The sequence below is a fragment of the Catellatospora vulcania genome (assembly GCF_009720385.1).
GTDB classification, from domain to species: domain Bacteria; phylum Actinomycetota; class Actinomycetes; order Mycobacteriales; family Micromonosporaceae; genus Catellatospora; species Catellatospora vulcania.
On record NZ_WARX01000020.1, the window covers coordinates 76,368 to 89,331 of the forward strand.

Below are 12,964 nucleotides of genomic sequence, written 5' to 3' on the forward strand. Positions count from 1 at the left end.
GAAGGGCACCTTCTACATCGCGAAGCGATGTAGAAGGTGCCCTTCTTAACGCACAGCCGTCGCCTGCGCAGGCCGGGAGGCCGCGGCGCGGTCGGCGAGGTCGCCTCGGGCGGCGGCGATGAGCTGGTCGGTGACGGTGTCCGTGTCGGTGACGTGCGGTGGCGGGCAGGCGGCTCGCTGTCCGGCGGACAGGGCGCGGCGACGACGGCGGGGCGCGGCCCTGGCGGCCTGGGGGGCGCCCTGGGCGGTTCGCGCGGTTCGTGGCGGTTCGAGGGGCGTGGAAAGCCGTGGTGATCGCTGTTTGGTGCCATGATCTGCGGTCCAGCCTGAGGAAGTGACACGAAACAGCGATCTTGGGAGCTCGCGGCGCAGCGTCTTGGGAGCCGCAACGCCGCGCGGTTAAGGTCGTTGCATGAGCAACGTTGAGACGCGGCCGGTGGAGACTGCTTGCGGGCACGAGCCGGTGCCGGACGGGCCGACCCATGAGCTGCTCCCGGGACGCGAAGTCGTGCTCGGCGGCCCGCGCGGCATGATGGTCAGCCGCACCCTGCCGCACAAGGACCGGCGCATGGTTGGCGCGTGGTGCTTCGTCGACCAGTACGGTCCCGCCGACCACGACATGCGTGTCGCGCCCCATCCGCACACCGGCCTGCAGACGGTCAGCTGGCTGGTGGCCGGCGAGGTATTGCACCGCGACAGCATCGGCAGCACCGCGCTCATCCGACCCGGCCAACTCAACCTGATGACCGCCGGGCACGGCATCTCGCACTCCGAGGAATCGCCTGTCCCGCGCACCGAACTGCTGCACGGCGTGCAGTTGTGGGTCGCGCTGCCGGACGGGGCGCGGTCCGTCGCCCCGGCCTTCGAGCACCACCCCGACCTGCCCGTCGTCGAGCGGCCCGGCGTCACCGTGACGGTGATCATGGGCGAACTGGACGGGGTCGTGTCGCCTGCGACGGCGTACACCCCGCTGGTCGGCGCGGAAGCCGCACTCGCCGCAGGCGCGCAGGTCACGCTGCCGCTACGGCCCGATTTCGAGTACGCGGCGCTGGTGCTCGACGGCGCGGCCCAGGTCGACGGCGTACCGCTGGAGCCGGGCACCCTGCTGTACCTCGGGCGCGAGCGGGCGTCGCTCGACCTGGCCGCGGACGCACCCGCGCGGGTGCTGCTGCTCGGCGGGGAGCCGTTCGAGGAGGAGATCGTGATGTGGTGGAACTTCGTCGGGCGCAGCCACGACGACGTCGCCGCCGCGCGCGAGCAGTGGACGGCCGCCGACCCGCGCTTCGGCGAGGTGACCGGCTACGACGGGCCGCCGCTGCCCGCTCCGACGCTGCCGAACACCCCGCTCAAGCCGCGCGGCCGCCGCCGCTGACAGCAGGTGCCTCGTCGTGTTCACCGTCAGCAGGGGTACCGGTCGGACGCACCCCCGATCACCCAGCGGTAGGTCTTCCTGACTCCCTCGCTTACATCAGCCACCGGGCGGTACGCGAGATCGCGACGGGCGGCCTCGATCGCCAGACAGCTTCGCCTGGCCTCGCCACGTCGTGCCGGCCGGAACACGGGCTTCACCGCCCGTCCCGCCAGGACCGAGAACGCCGACAGCAGGTCAAGCAGACTGCTCTCGATCCCGGTGCCGATGTTCCAGACACCGGGCATCTCCACCCGGCCGGCCTTGACCAGCGCCTCGACCACATCTGCCACATACACGAAATCCCGTGTCTGGAGCCCGTCCCCGAAGATTACGGGTCGCACGCCGGCGGCGACACTCCGTGCGAAGATCGAGACCACACCTGCCTCTCCCGACGGATCCTGCCGAGGTCCGTACACGTTGCCCAGTCGCAGAATCCGATGCCGGGTGCCGTACAGCAGGTTGAACTGCCGGACATACGCCTCAGCACACAGTTTGGCCGTACCGTACGGCGAAATCGGCTCAGGCGCGTCGTTTTCGCTGATCGGAATGGTGATCGACCCGCCGTGGATCGCCCCACCGCTGGAGGCGAACACCACCGGAGTTCCGGCCCGTGACGCGAGGTCGAGCAGGATGACCGTGCCCAGCACGTTGACGGACGCGTCGATCGCGGGCGCACTCATCGAGATGCGCACGTCTGCCTGCGCGGCGAGATGGTAGACGAGATCGGGTCGCGCTTTGTCGAAGGCCTCCGCGACGAGGTCGGCGGCGACCACGCTGCCAACGATCAGATCGGTTCGCTCGTTCAAGCGCGCGGCCCGGCCCGCCGAGAGGTCGTCCAGAACCGTCACGTCGTCGCCTCGCTCGACGAGCGCGTCGACGAGATGGGAGCCGATGAAGCCGGCGCCACCCGTCACCATCACCCTCATACTGCGTCACCTCACGAGGCTGCAAAGAACACGTTCCGATCGGTACGCGAAACGACACTGCCACCAATGATCGAAATCAGGCAATGCGTTTCGGCCCGCCGATGCCTCTGCCGCTCACACGGTGGGACGCAGCTCAGTCCGTTCAGGCCGACGGCGGGCCGAACGTCGGCGGCGTCTCGCGGAGCTGACGCTGCATCGGGGCCGCCTCGGTCAGGTCCACCACCGGCACCCGGGACGCGAAGTAACCCACCGCCGTGGTCAGCGCCGCCTTGTCCAGTCGCCACCCGAACGCCGGCCGGCTCGCCAGCACGACCTCGGTCGGCACGTGCCAGAACGTGGCGGCGACGCTCGCGGGCATGGACGGCCGCAGCGGCGCGACGCCGTCGACCCCCTGCACCCCGAGGTACGTGGTGACGAACAGGCCCTGGTGGATCCGGAACAGGTAGATCTCGCTGATCGCCGACCACGGCACGAACGCGCTGGTCCGGGCGTAGATCAGGGGACGTCCGCCGAACATGATGCCGTCGGCGTCGACCCGCAGGCCCGGTTTGCCGCCCAGGATCAGCGGGAGGTACAGCGCGAGCAGGGTGCCCGGCAGCGCCACGCCGACGGCCAGCAGCACGACCGTGACGTCCTCGGGCAGGCCCGGCAGCAGGCCCGCGAGGAACGCGAGCACTCCCACGCCGAGCATGGTGAGGGTGAGCCGGCCGAACCGGAACGGGGCGACGTACGTGAACGACGACATCGGGTGATCATCGCGGCCCGCCCTCGCCGCCGCAAGACCCGCTTCCCGGCGTACCCAGGATGCGCCGACCTGCCTGGCAATCGGGCGTATGCTGCCCACTCTTTCGCCCGATTGCCAGGCAAACTCAATGATCACGGCCGTGCGCCGGGCCCGCGATCGTCAGGTCCGCATGCCGGCTTCGGCCAGTAGTTCGGCCGTCAGGGCCGCTTCGTCCAGCCCGGACAGGCCGCGGGCGGTGAACCAGGTCGCGACGTTGTGCACGTCGCGGGCCAGGAATCGCTTGCCCTGCGGGTTGGCCACCACGTCCACGATCTGCGGCAGGTCGATGATGACCAGCCGCCCCTCGTGCACGAGGATGTTGTACGGCGACAGGTCGCCGTGCGCGTACCCGGCTCGGGCCAGCACGGTCAGGCCCAGCACCAGTTGCGACCACAGGTCGGCCAGGCCGGCCTCGTCGGTGCGCACCTGTGCCAGCCGCGGGGCCGCGGTGCCGTCGGGTGCGCCGATGAACTCCTGCAGCACCTCGGTGCCCAGGATCTGCACCGGGTACGGCGTGAACGGCGGCACGTCGAGCTGCCGCGCGATCTCCCAGAGCCGGGCCAGCGCGCCGAACTCGGCGGCCGCCCACTGTCCGGCGATGGCCTCCTTGCCGAACGCGCTGCGGTTGGCCATGGCCCGGTTGACCCGGGATTCCTTGTCCCGGCGGCCTTCGAGGTAGCCGGAGTCGCGGTGGAACATGCGGTGGTCGTGGCTGCGGTAGCGCTTGGCCGCCAGCAGGCAGCCGCGTTCGGTGCCGGGCACGTGGCGGTGCAGCAGGAAGACGTCGGCTTCCTTGCCGGTTTTCAGCACTCCGCGTTCCACGTCGACCGCGGCCAGCTCGGTGACGAGCCAGTCGGGATGGGGCTGTGGCCCGCGCTCGGTGGGGGTCGACAGGTCCCAGGTGGACCAGCGGTCACCGAATTCGGGCTTGTCGGGGGTTTCGTCCCACTCGACTTCTTCGGCGTGCGACTTCTCGAAGGTCAGTTCGTCGTCGTCGAAACGGTTCCGGCGGTTGACGCGGCCGGCGCGCGGAAAGTCGTGCTCTCGCACTGGAAAAGCTCCTCGGTCGGAGAGAAGAAGTAAGAGGCGGAATGCGCGCAGCGCACAGCGACGGCAACCATTCGGCTCAACCCCCTTCTCTCCCGACCCGGATCAGTTCCGGGATCTCGCACAACGCCGACGAGTCTTCCTTCGACCCCCGACCTCTGTCAACCGATTTTCTCCTGCGACCCGCGCCACACCCGCCCACCAGAAATGATCATGAAGTTGTGGCCGCGACACGCCGTCGACCCGTGCCATAAGTTCATGATCAACCCATAGAACCGGGTCAGCGGGCCATGCGGTGGGGTGGGTCGGCGGCGAGGACGGCGGCTACGGCTTGGATGGCGCCTTCGACTATGCGGGTGGGGCCGAAGCGGCGCTCGGTCCACTGGCGGCCGCGGTGGATCCAGACGCTGGGGATGCCGATGGTGGTCGCGCCGCCGATGTCGGCTTCGGGGCTGTCGCCGATCATCCAGGCGCCGCGCAGCCGCATCCGGGCCCGTTCCGCGGCGATCTCGAAGATGCGCGGGTTGGGTTTGCGGCAGTCGACCTCCTGCGAGACCACCCAGTCGGCCACGAAGCGGTCCAGGCCGGTACGCCGGATCTTGGCTTCCTGCTGGCGGGTCTCGCCGTTGGTGACTATCACCGGCACCCAGCCGGCCTCGGCGGCGATGCGCAGCGCGGCGCCCACCATCGGGTCCAGCCGGGTCGCCTCGATCTGCCCCTCGTGCAGCTCCTCGACCAGGTCGATCACGGAGTTGCGCAGTCGATAGCGGTCACGGATCGCGTCGGCCAGGTCCCAGCGCGAGGTCAGGCCGTCCGCGTCGGCGTCCACCAGCCAGTCGATGTCGTACGGCGGGGCGCTGATCTCGGACAGGAACCGAGTACCCCACATCCGGAAGGCGCCCTCGCGGTCGACCAGTGTGTTGTCGAGGTCCAACAGCAACAGAGGCACGCGGGCACCTTACGTGACTCAGGACACGCTGGTGAAGCCCCCCTTTGTGCGGGAAACGCAGCGGTAACGAAATCGATGCCTGCTCACACCAGATCCGCGTCCACGCCGAAGGTGTCCCGCTGCCGAGCTGCCTTGATCTGGGTACGGGCCCAGGTCTCGCTCGGCGTGCGGCCGTACTCCCGGGTCGCCCACTCGCGCACGCCGCCCACGCTGACCTCCTCGCCACGGGCCAGGGCGTCGGCGATCATCCGCTGGACCGGCTCCTGGATGTGGTTGAGCATGCCGCGCGAGGTGATCTCGCTGGTGTCCGACAGCGGCCGGTGGCCCATCGGCTCGCGCCCGGTCGGCGCGCTCCACACCGACTCCAGGGTGGCGCGCAGATCCGGGCCCAGGATCGTGCCGCGCTCGTCGCGCTCGGGCACCAGCTCCTGGGACATCGCGACCGGCTCCGGCTGGCGGGGGGCCGGCGGCGGCTCGGGCACGGCTTCGGGCTGCGGCGTCGGCTGGTACACCGACTGCGGCGGGAACGGCTGGTGCCCGTTGGCGTGCGCAATGGGCTGGTGCGGCATGGGCTGGTGCGGCATGGGCTGGTGGGAGACCTGCTGGTGCGGCGCCTGCGGGGCCGGCGCGGCCCCGGTGCGCCAGCTCGCCGAGCGGGCCCGGCGCACCTCGGCGCGGGCGTGCACCTCGACCAGCTTGGCCTGCTGCTCCTCGCGGACGAGCTGGGCGCCGTACAGGCGGCGCTGGCGCTTGGCCTCGCGGGTGTCCTCCAGGTGCGTCAGCGCGTTGCGCACGCTGGGCCGCAGGCCCTCGGTCGGCGGGTGCACGATCCAGGCCCGCCGGGCCGCGAACGTGGAGATCGGCGCGTAGAACCAGCGCTGGCCGAAGCGCGGGTAGCGGGTCTTGAGCGCCACCTCGTCGTCGTAGCCGGCCATGAACTGGTCGAGCAGCTCGTGGAACATCGCCATGCCCGCGAACGACAGGAACGCCAGGTAGAGGCCTGCCCAGATGGACCACTTGTCGCGGCCGTGCACGAAGTTCAGGGTCGCCGACACCGTCGCGGCGGCGAGCACGATCTTGTATGCCCGGCCGGGGTGCCGCCCGCGCTTGACCGCGACGAACGCCCACGCGCCGAATGAGATGCTGATGCCGTCGAGGCTCAGCGGGACCAGCACGTTGGTCCAGTGGTTCCAGCCCATGACGTCGTTGGCGAAGCCGGTGAGGCCGATGAAGGACACGCCCATCACGGCGAGCCAGACCAGCAGCGTCGGGATCAGCGCGGCCAGGAACAGGCCGGTGTCCTTGGCCTTGTCCGCGCGGGTGGCGTACGCCCCCGGGTTGGCCAGCCGGATGCCCCGCCGGCGCCCGGCCGAGCGGGCCAGCGGCACGCCGACCAGCAGGGAGATCGTCAGGATCGACACCACCAGCACCATCACCCACGTGTCGACGTAGGTCGTGGTCAACAGCTCCAGGTCCACAGCTTGTATCCTCCCCGGCGGGCCGCAGACCCCTTGGCCTGCAACGTTTCGCACGGTGTCGCCTTACTGCCCCCGACGCTCAACGCACGCCGGCCGCGGAGGATTCTTCCATGCGGCGGTCACGCGCGCATTGCGTCGTAGATCTGCCACCGCGGCCTCACCCGCAGTCACCCGCCGGCCGCCAAGCCGTACGTACGGATTGCATGTGCGGGGCCGACCTGGGAAGATCGGCATGTGCCCAGGGTGAGTCAGGATCAACTCGACGCGCGCCGCCACGAGATCCTCGCCGCGGCCCGCGCCTGTTTCGCCCGCTACGGCTACGAGGGTGCCACCGTGCGCCGCCTGGAGCAGGCTACCGGGCTGTCCCGGGGCGCCATCTTCCACCACTTCCGCGACAAGGACTCGCTGTTCCTGGCCGTCGCCGAGGACGACGCGGTCGAGATGGCCGCCACCGTCGCCGCGAACGGCCTGGTGCAGGTGATGCGGGAGCTGCTGGCCCACGCCCAGGACCCGGACGCGGCCGGCTGGCTCGGCACGCAGCTGGAGGTGGCCCGGCGGCTGCGCACGGACCCGGCGTTCGCCAAGCGGTGGGCCCAGCACAGCGAGGCGATCGACACCGCGACCCGCGAGCGCCTGCAGCGCCAGGCGAGCGCGGGCGTGCTGCGCGAGGACGTGCCGCTGGACGTGCTGGCGCACTTCCTGGAGCTGGCGTACGACGGGCTGGTCAAGCGGCTGGCGATGGGCGGTTCGGCCGACGACTTCGGCCCGGTGCTGGACCTGATCGAGGAGACCGTGCGCCGCCGCTGATGCGGAAACGGATTTCCGGGCCGAAAAAATGCGAAACCCGGGGGTACCGCGCGGATGCGCGGGCCGGCTGGACAAACCGGACATTCCCCCGGGAATCGGGTGGCTCCCTTGGATTCGCCAGGGCCGCTGACACACGGCCTCGACGCTCCAGTCGAACCTTCAGGTATCGACAGAAGTGCAGTCGATGACAGCCGCCTAGCGGGCAGCCACCTCACGTGTCCTGTAGCTACTCAAAGCTGGACCACCTCCTTTCCCGTGTACCGCCGACATTAGCCACGAGATCCAGGGATCGACAAGATATTTTCTTCCGGGCATCCGGGCGCTACAGTGCCGCGTCATGGGCGCCCTCAAACCTTGGCATCTGCTCCTCGGCGGCACCGTCTGCTGCGTCACCGTAGTGGTCCTCGCGCTGGTGCTGTTCCTGGTATTACGTAAGAAATGAGAACCGCCCTGGTCCGCGAGCCGAGTTCCCGGCTGGCCGACGGCATCGTCACCCACATCAGCCGCAGCGACATCGACCTGTCCCTGGCCCGCGCCCAGCACATCGCGTACGCCGACGCGCTGGCCTCGGCGGGCTGGGAGGTCTACCCGGCCCCGGCCGCCGACGAGCACCCGGACTCGGTGTTCGTCGAGGACGCGGTGGTCGTCGTCGACGACCTGGCCGTGCTGACCCACCCCGGGGCCGAGTCCCGCCGGGGCGAGATCACCGGCGTCGAGCAGGCCGTGCTGGAACTGGGCCTGCGCACCGCGCGCATCGAGGAACCGGGCACCCTGGAGGGCGGCGACGTGCTCCAGGTCGGCACGACCGTCTACGTCGGACGCGGCGGGCGCACCAACGCCGAGGGCATCCGGCAGCTGCGCAACCTGCTGGCGCCGCTCGGGCGCACCGTCGTCCCGGTGCCGCTGGGCGAGGTGCTGCACCTGAAGTCCGCGGTCACCGCGCTGCCCGACGGCACCTTCCTCGCACTGCCCCACCTGGTGCCGACGGGGCTGTTCCCCGCGGTGCGGCCGGTCGAGGAGGAGGGCGGCTGCCACGTGATCCCGCTCGGCGGCGACCGGGTGCTGCTGGCCGCGTCGGCGCCGCGTACCGCGGAACTGCTGGCCGATCTGGGGTACACGCCGGTGGTGGTGGACATCGGCGAGTTCGAGAAGCTCGAAGGCTGCGTCACCTGCCTGAGCGTCCTGGTCTCCCGCTGATTGCGGCGATGGTCCATCATGAGGGCTCCCTCGTCGAAGGAGCTCCCGTGGCGGACACCTGGGGCATCCCTGGCCCCACTTTCCTGATGCTGTTCGCGGTCGCCGCGGCGGTCGTACTGGTGGGCACGCTGATCCACCGGTCCCGGCTGTTCTCCGGCCCCGCGCAGGTCCGCGTGGACCAGCTGTCACCCCAGCACACCGCGTACCTCAACGGCGGGGCGACGCTGGCGGTGTACTCCTCGCTGACCTTCCTGCGCCAGGCCCACGTGATCGAGGCCGACCAGCAGGGGCGGCTCACCCGCACCGGCGGCCTGCCGGCCGGCGGCACGCCGCTCGACGCGGCGGTGCTGCACGCCGTGGGCAACGGCACGCGGCAGAGCGAGCTGCGCCAGGACCGCTCGGTCGCCGAAGCGCTGAACACCCTCGACGCCGACCTGCGCCGTGCCGGGCTCACCCTCGACAGCGGCGTGCTCGCCCGCGCCCGCCGCGGACCGCTGCTGCTGCTCGCCCTGTTCGCGGTGGCCGTGGCCCGGGTCGTGGCCGGGCTGGGCAACGACAAGCCGGTGCTGTTCCTGGTCCTGCTGGCGATCCCGGTCGGCCTCGTCGGCCTGGTGATGTTCCTGCGCAAGCCGCGGCGCACCCGTGCCGCCGACCGCGCGCTGCTGGCCGCCAAGCGGCAGTTCAACCACCTGCGGCCCAGCTCCCACCCCGCCTGGAACACCTACGGCCCCACGCAGACCGCGCTGGCCGTGGGCCTGTTCGGCACGGCTGTGCTGTGGTCGGCCGACCCCGCCTTCGCCGACGGCTCGGACATCCCCAACCTCGACGAGAGTGTCTACGGCCCGCGCTGGAACAACTCCGGCAGCAGCACGACCGGCGGCGACGGCGGCTCCACCAGCTCGTCCTGCAGCAGTGGCGGCTCGTCCTGTGGTGGCGGGGGTGGCTGCGGCGGCGGAGGCGGGTGCGGCGGATGACGCCGCTGGCCGGGCGGGGCGTCGGCATCGGCTGGCGCCCCGAGCTCTCCGGCTTCGTCGCCGAACTGCCCGGCCTGCGCTTCGTCGAGGTCATCGCCGAATCGCTGCCGCACTCCGGTGAGCCGCCCGAGGCGCTGGCCCGGCTGCTCGCCGCCGGGGTGGCGGTGGTGCCGCACGGCGTGAAACTGTCCCTCGGCGGAGCCGAGCCCGTCGACCCGCACCGGGTGGAGCACCTGGCGCAGGCCGCCCGCGCCGTCAACGCGCCGCTGGTCAGCGAGCACATCGCGTACGTCCGGGCGGGCGGTGTCGAGGCCGGTCACCTGCTGCCGCTGCCGCGCAGCCGGGAGGCCGTCGACGCGGTGGTGGCCAACGTCGTACGCGCCACCGCCGAACTCGACGTGCCGCTGGCCCTGGAGCCGATCGCGGCACTGTTCGAGTGGCCCGACGACGAGCTGACCGAGGCCGAGTTCCTCACCGAGATCCTGGAACGCACCGACGCGGCCCTGCTGCTGGACATCGCCAACGTGTACGCCAACGCGCGCAACCGCGGCGAGGACCCGATGGACCTGCTCGACCGGCTCCCGCTGGAGCGCATGGCGTACGTGCACGTCGCCGGCGGCCGGATCCACGAGGGCCGCTACCACGACACGCACACCGACCCGGTGCCCGGCGAGGTCCTCGAACTGCTCGGCGAGCTGTGCGCGCGGCAGCGCCCGCCCGCCGTCCTGCTGGAACGCGACGGCCACTACCCGCCCGCCGCGGCGCTGCGCGCCGAACTCGACGCCCTGTCCGCCGCGACCGGCTACCCCGTGATCACGGCGGCGGCGGGCCGATGACCGGCGGTGCCGTGACCGGCGGTGACCTCGCGCGGCGGCAGGAGGAACTGGTGCTCGCCCTGGTGGCCGGGGCCGCCACGCCGCCGGGCTTCGACGCCGCGGCGGTGGCGGCGACGCAGACCGCGCTGCTGCGCAAGCGGGCCGACGACGTCGCGCGCAGCTGGCCGCGCCTGGCCGAGTCGGCGGGCCCCGGGCGGTGGCCGCGGATGTTCTCGGCCTGGGCCGCGGGCCGCGCGCCGCAGGGCTCGCTGCGCGACGGCTGGGACTACGCCCGCGCCAACCCGCCGCGCGACCCCGCGGCCGCACGCGAACTCGCCCTCCGCGACCTGCTGTGGGCGTACGACGGCACGACGGCTCCCCGCCCGCGCCGCGGCCCCGCCGCCCGCCTGCACGCGGCTGAGCTGCTCCTGCGCTGGCGCGGCCGCGCCCTCACCTACCGCCTGCGCTGACCGCCCACGGCTCGGCACGGCCCGGCCTGAAGCATGATCATCCGACTTGCCTGGCAGTCGTGCGTATCTTGGGCGCGCTTTCGCCCGGTTGCCTGGCAAGTCGGGCGATCAGCGGACCGGCGCGGTCAGGCGGTGGTGTCCGCCAGCCGCGCTGATTCGGCGACGGCGCCCAGGCCTCGGGCTCGGGGGGAGTCCGTCGCCGCGAACTGGGTGCGGTAGAGGTCGGCGTAGAGGCCGCCGGAGGCGAGCAGCTGCTCGTGGGTGCCGCGCTGGACGATGCGGCCGTCGTCGAGGACGAGGATCTGGTCGGCCTCGCGGACGGTGGACAGGCGGTGGGCGATGACCAGCGCGGTACGCCCGGCCAGCGCGGTGGACAGGGCCTGCTGGACGGCGGCCTCGCTCTCGGAGTCCAGGTGGGCGGTGGCCTCGTCGAGGATGACGATCGACGGGGCCTTCAGCAGCAGCCGGGCGATGGCGATGCGCTGCTTCTCGCCGCCGGAGAAGCGGTAGCCCCGCTCGCCCACCACGGTGTCCAGCCCGTCGGGGGTGGCCCGGACCAGGGCGTCGATCTGCGCGGCCGCCAGCGCGGCCCACAGCTCGTCGTCGGTGGCGTCGGGCTTGGCGTAGCGCAGGTTCTCCGCGATGGTCTCGTGGAAGAGGTGGGCGTCCTGGGTGACCACGCCGATGGTGTCGCGCAGCGACTGCAGGGTGGCGTCGCGTACGTCGACGTCGCCGACGAGGACCGTGCCGCTGGTGACGTCGTACATCCGGCTGACCAGCATCGAGGTGGTCGACTTGCCCGCGCCGGAGCTGCCGACCAGCGCCACCATCTGGCCGGGCTCCACCGTGAACGAGACGCCGCGCAGCACCGGGGCCGTGGCGGTGCGCTCCAGCGTCGCCACGTCCTCCAGGGAGGCCAGGGAGATCTCGGCGGCGGTCGGGTAGCGGAAGGTCACGTCCCGGAACTCGATCTTCGAGGAGCCGCGGGGCAGGTCGACCGCGCCGGGCTTCTCCGCGATCGCGGGCGGCAGGTCGAGCACCTCGAAGACCCGGTCGAAGGAGACCAGCGCGCCCATCACGTCGATGCGTACGTTGGACAGCGCGGTGATCGGCCCGTAGAGGCGGGTCAGCAGCAGCGCCAGGGCGACCACGTCGCCGGCGTCGAGCGTGCCCGCCACGGCATACCAGCCGCCCAGCCCGTAGACCAGGGCCTGGGCCAGCGAGGCGACCAGCATCATGGCGGCGAAGAAGGTGCGCGAGTACATGGCGCTCTGCACGCCGATGTCGCGGACCCGCCCGGCCCGCTCGGCGAAGCGGCCCGACTCGGTCTCCGGACGGCCGAACAGCTTCACCAGCAGCGCCCCGGCCACCCCGAAGCGTTCGGTCATGGTGGCGTTCATCTTCGCGCCGAGGTCGTACGACTCCTTGGTGATCTCCGCCAGGCGGTGGCCCACCCGCCGCGCGGGCAGGATGAACACCGGCAGCAGGATCAGCGACAGCACGGTGATCTGCCACGACAGCGTCAGCATGACGGCCACGGTCAGCACGAGCTGGATGATGTTGCCGACGACGCCGGACAGCGTCGAGGTGAAGGCGCGCTGCGCGCCCAGCACGTCGTTGTTGAGCCGGCTGACCAGCGCACCGGTCTGCGCCCGGGTGAAGAACTGCACCGGCATGCGCTGCACGTGGTCGTAGACCTGGGTGCGCAGGTCGAAGATGAGCCCTTCGCCGATGCGCGCCGAGTAGAACCGCTCCGCCAGCGACAGCAGGGCGCTGAACAGGGCGAGCGCCGCGATCACGACCGCGATCGTGACGACGGTCCGGCCCGCGTCCGCGGCCATGACCCCGTCCTTCGGCGTGATCGCGGTGACGACCTTGCCCGCCAGCAGCGGGGTGGCCACGCCGATGACCGCGCCGACCACGATGGTGACCAGGAAGAAGATGATCTCCCGGCGGTACGGCCCGGCGAAGGAGAGGATGCGCTTCGCCGTGGGGCGCCCGATCTTGCGGTTCTCGACGCTCTGCCCCCGGCGCATGGACCGCATCAGCGACTCCATGCCCCCGCCCGCACCCGGATAACTCACCGGTGAACCTCCCCTGTGAAAG

General features: G+C 71.5%; 12 protein-coding genes. 6 read left to right on the forward strand and 6 right to left on the reverse strand.

The window, feature by feature from the left end:
• Window positions 1-412 precede the first annotated feature (412 nt).
• Entirely contained in the window at window positions 413-1,372 is a 960-nt protein-coding gene (locus tag F6W97_RS33580; RefSeq protein ID WP_155374580.1) for a pirin family protein, read from the forward strand.
• Between the two features lie 26 nt (window positions 1,373-1,398).
• Here F6W97_RS33580 and F6W97_RS33585 read toward each other — a convergent pair whose 3' ends face one another.
• The 5 genes from F6W97_RS33585 to F6W97_RS33605 all read right to left on the reverse strand — a co-directional run bounded on the left by F6W97_RS33585 (window position 1,399) and on the right by F6W97_RS33605 (window position 6,595).
• Window positions 1,399-2,337, reverse strand: a complete 939-nt coding sequence (locus F6W97_RS33585; protein WP_155374581.1) for an NAD-dependent epimerase/dehydratase family protein — start codon at window positions 2,335-2,337, stop codon at window positions 1,399-1,401.
• Window positions 2,338-2,479: 142 nt separating this feature from the next.
• Window positions 2,480-3,082, reverse strand: coding sequence for a hypothetical protein (locus tag F6W97_RS33590; protein WP_155374582.1), 603 nt, complete (start codon window positions 3,080-3,082; stop codon window positions 2,480-2,482).
• A 159-nt stretch (window positions 3,083-3,241) separates the two neighbouring features.
• Window positions 3,242-4,171 carry a serine protein kinase RIO gene (locus F6W97_RS33595; protein ID WP_155374583.1) on the reverse strand — a complete coding sequence of 310 codons (930 nt, stop codon included), beginning with the start codon at window positions 4,169-4,171 and terminating at the stop codon, window positions 3,242-3,244.
• Between the two features lie 277 nt (window positions 4,172-4,448).
• Complete coding sequence (locus tag F6W97_RS33600) at window positions 4,449-5,117, reverse strand: HAD family hydrolase (protein WP_155374584.1); 669 nt, start codon at window positions 5,115-5,117, stop codon at window positions 4,449-4,451.
• Between the two features lie 83 nt (window positions 5,118-5,200).
• The gene (locus tag F6W97_RS33605) at window positions 5,201-6,595 is read right to left on the reverse strand and encodes a DUF2637 domain-containing protein (RefSeq protein ID WP_155374585.1); all 1,395 of its coding nucleotides are present in this window, start codon (window positions 6,593-6,595) and stop codon (window positions 5,201-5,203) included.
• 234 nt (window positions 6,596-6,829) lie between these two features.
• On the opposite strand from F6W97_RS33605, the gene F6W97_RS33610 reads away from it, so the two are divergent.
• The 5 genes from F6W97_RS33610 (at window position 6,830) to F6W97_RS33630 (ending at window position 10,858) form a co-directional block, all read left to right on the forward strand.
• Complete coding sequence (locus F6W97_RS33610) at window positions 6,830-7,402, forward strand: TetR/AcrR family transcriptional regulator (protein WP_155374586.1); 573 nt, start codon at window positions 6,830-6,832, stop codon at window positions 7,400-7,402.
• A 438-nt stretch (window positions 7,403-7,840) separates the two neighbouring features.
• Entirely contained in the window at window positions 7,841-8,599 is a 759-nt protein-coding gene (gene ddaH, locus F6W97_RS33615) for a dimethylargininase (RefSeq protein ID WP_155374587.1), read from the forward strand.
• A gap of 47 nt (window positions 8,600-8,646) precedes the next feature.
• A complete protein-coding gene (locus tag F6W97_RS33620) occupies window positions 8,647-9,573 on the forward strand; it encodes a TIGR04222 domain-containing membrane protein (RefSeq protein WP_230687200.1) in 927 nt (308 codons plus the stop codon).
• Window positions 9,570-10,409 (forward strand): MbnB/TglH/ChrH family RiPP precursor modification enzyme, encoded by an 840-nt coding sequence (locus F6W97_RS33625; RefSeq protein ID WP_155374589.1) that lies wholly within the window; start codon window positions 9,570-9,572, stop codon window positions 10,407-10,409. Before F6W97_RS33620 ends, F6W97_RS33625 begins: the two co-directional genes overlap by 4 nt.
• The gene (locus F6W97_RS33630; protein WP_155374590.1) at window positions 10,406-10,858 is read left to right on the forward strand and encodes a hypothetical protein; all 453 of its coding nucleotides are present in this window, start codon (window positions 10,406-10,408) and stop codon (window positions 10,856-10,858) included. Before F6W97_RS33625 ends, F6W97_RS33630 begins: the two co-directional genes overlap by 4 nt.
• A gap of 125 nt (window positions 10,859-10,983) precedes the next feature.
• Here F6W97_RS33630 and F6W97_RS33635 read toward each other — a convergent pair whose 3' ends face one another.
• On the reverse strand, window positions 10,984-12,915 hold the full coding sequence (locus F6W97_RS33635) for an ABC transporter ATP-binding protein (protein ID WP_196279447.1): 1,932 nt from the start codon (window positions 12,913-12,915) through the stop codon (window positions 10,984-10,986).
• Window positions 12,916-12,964: the final 49 nt, after the last annotated feature.

Excerpts from the sequence above, each read along its gene's own strand:
- F6W97_RS33580 (WP_155374580.1), top strand. The coding sequence starts at position 413 with ATGAGCAACGTTGAGACGCGGCCGGTGGAGACTGCTTGCGGGCACGAG.
- F6W97_RS33585 (WP_155374581.1), bottom strand. The coding sequence starts at position 2,337 with ATGAGGGTGATGGTGACGGGTGGCGCCGGCTTCATCGGCTCCCATCTC.
- F6W97_RS33590 (WP_155374582.1), bottom strand. The coding sequence starts at position 3,082 with ATGTCGTCGTTCACGTACGTCGCCCCGTTCCGGTTCGGCCGGCTCACC.
- ddaH (WP_155374587.1), top strand. The coding sequence starts at position 7,841 with ATGAGAACCGCCCTGGTCCGCGAGCCGAGTTCCCGGCTGGCCGACGGC.
- F6W97_RS33625 (WP_155374589.1), top strand. The coding sequence starts at position 9,570 with ATGACGCCGCTGGCCGGGCGGGGCGTCGGCATCGGCTGGCGCCCCGAG.
- F6W97_RS33630 (WP_155374590.1), top strand. The coding sequence starts at position 10,406 with ATGACCGGCGGTGCCGTGACCGGCGGTGACCTCGCGCGGCGGCAGGAG.
- F6W97_RS33635 (WP_196279447.1), bottom strand. The coding sequence starts at position 12,915 with ATGGAGTCGCTGATGCGGTCCATGCGCCGGGGGCAGAGCGTCGAGAAC.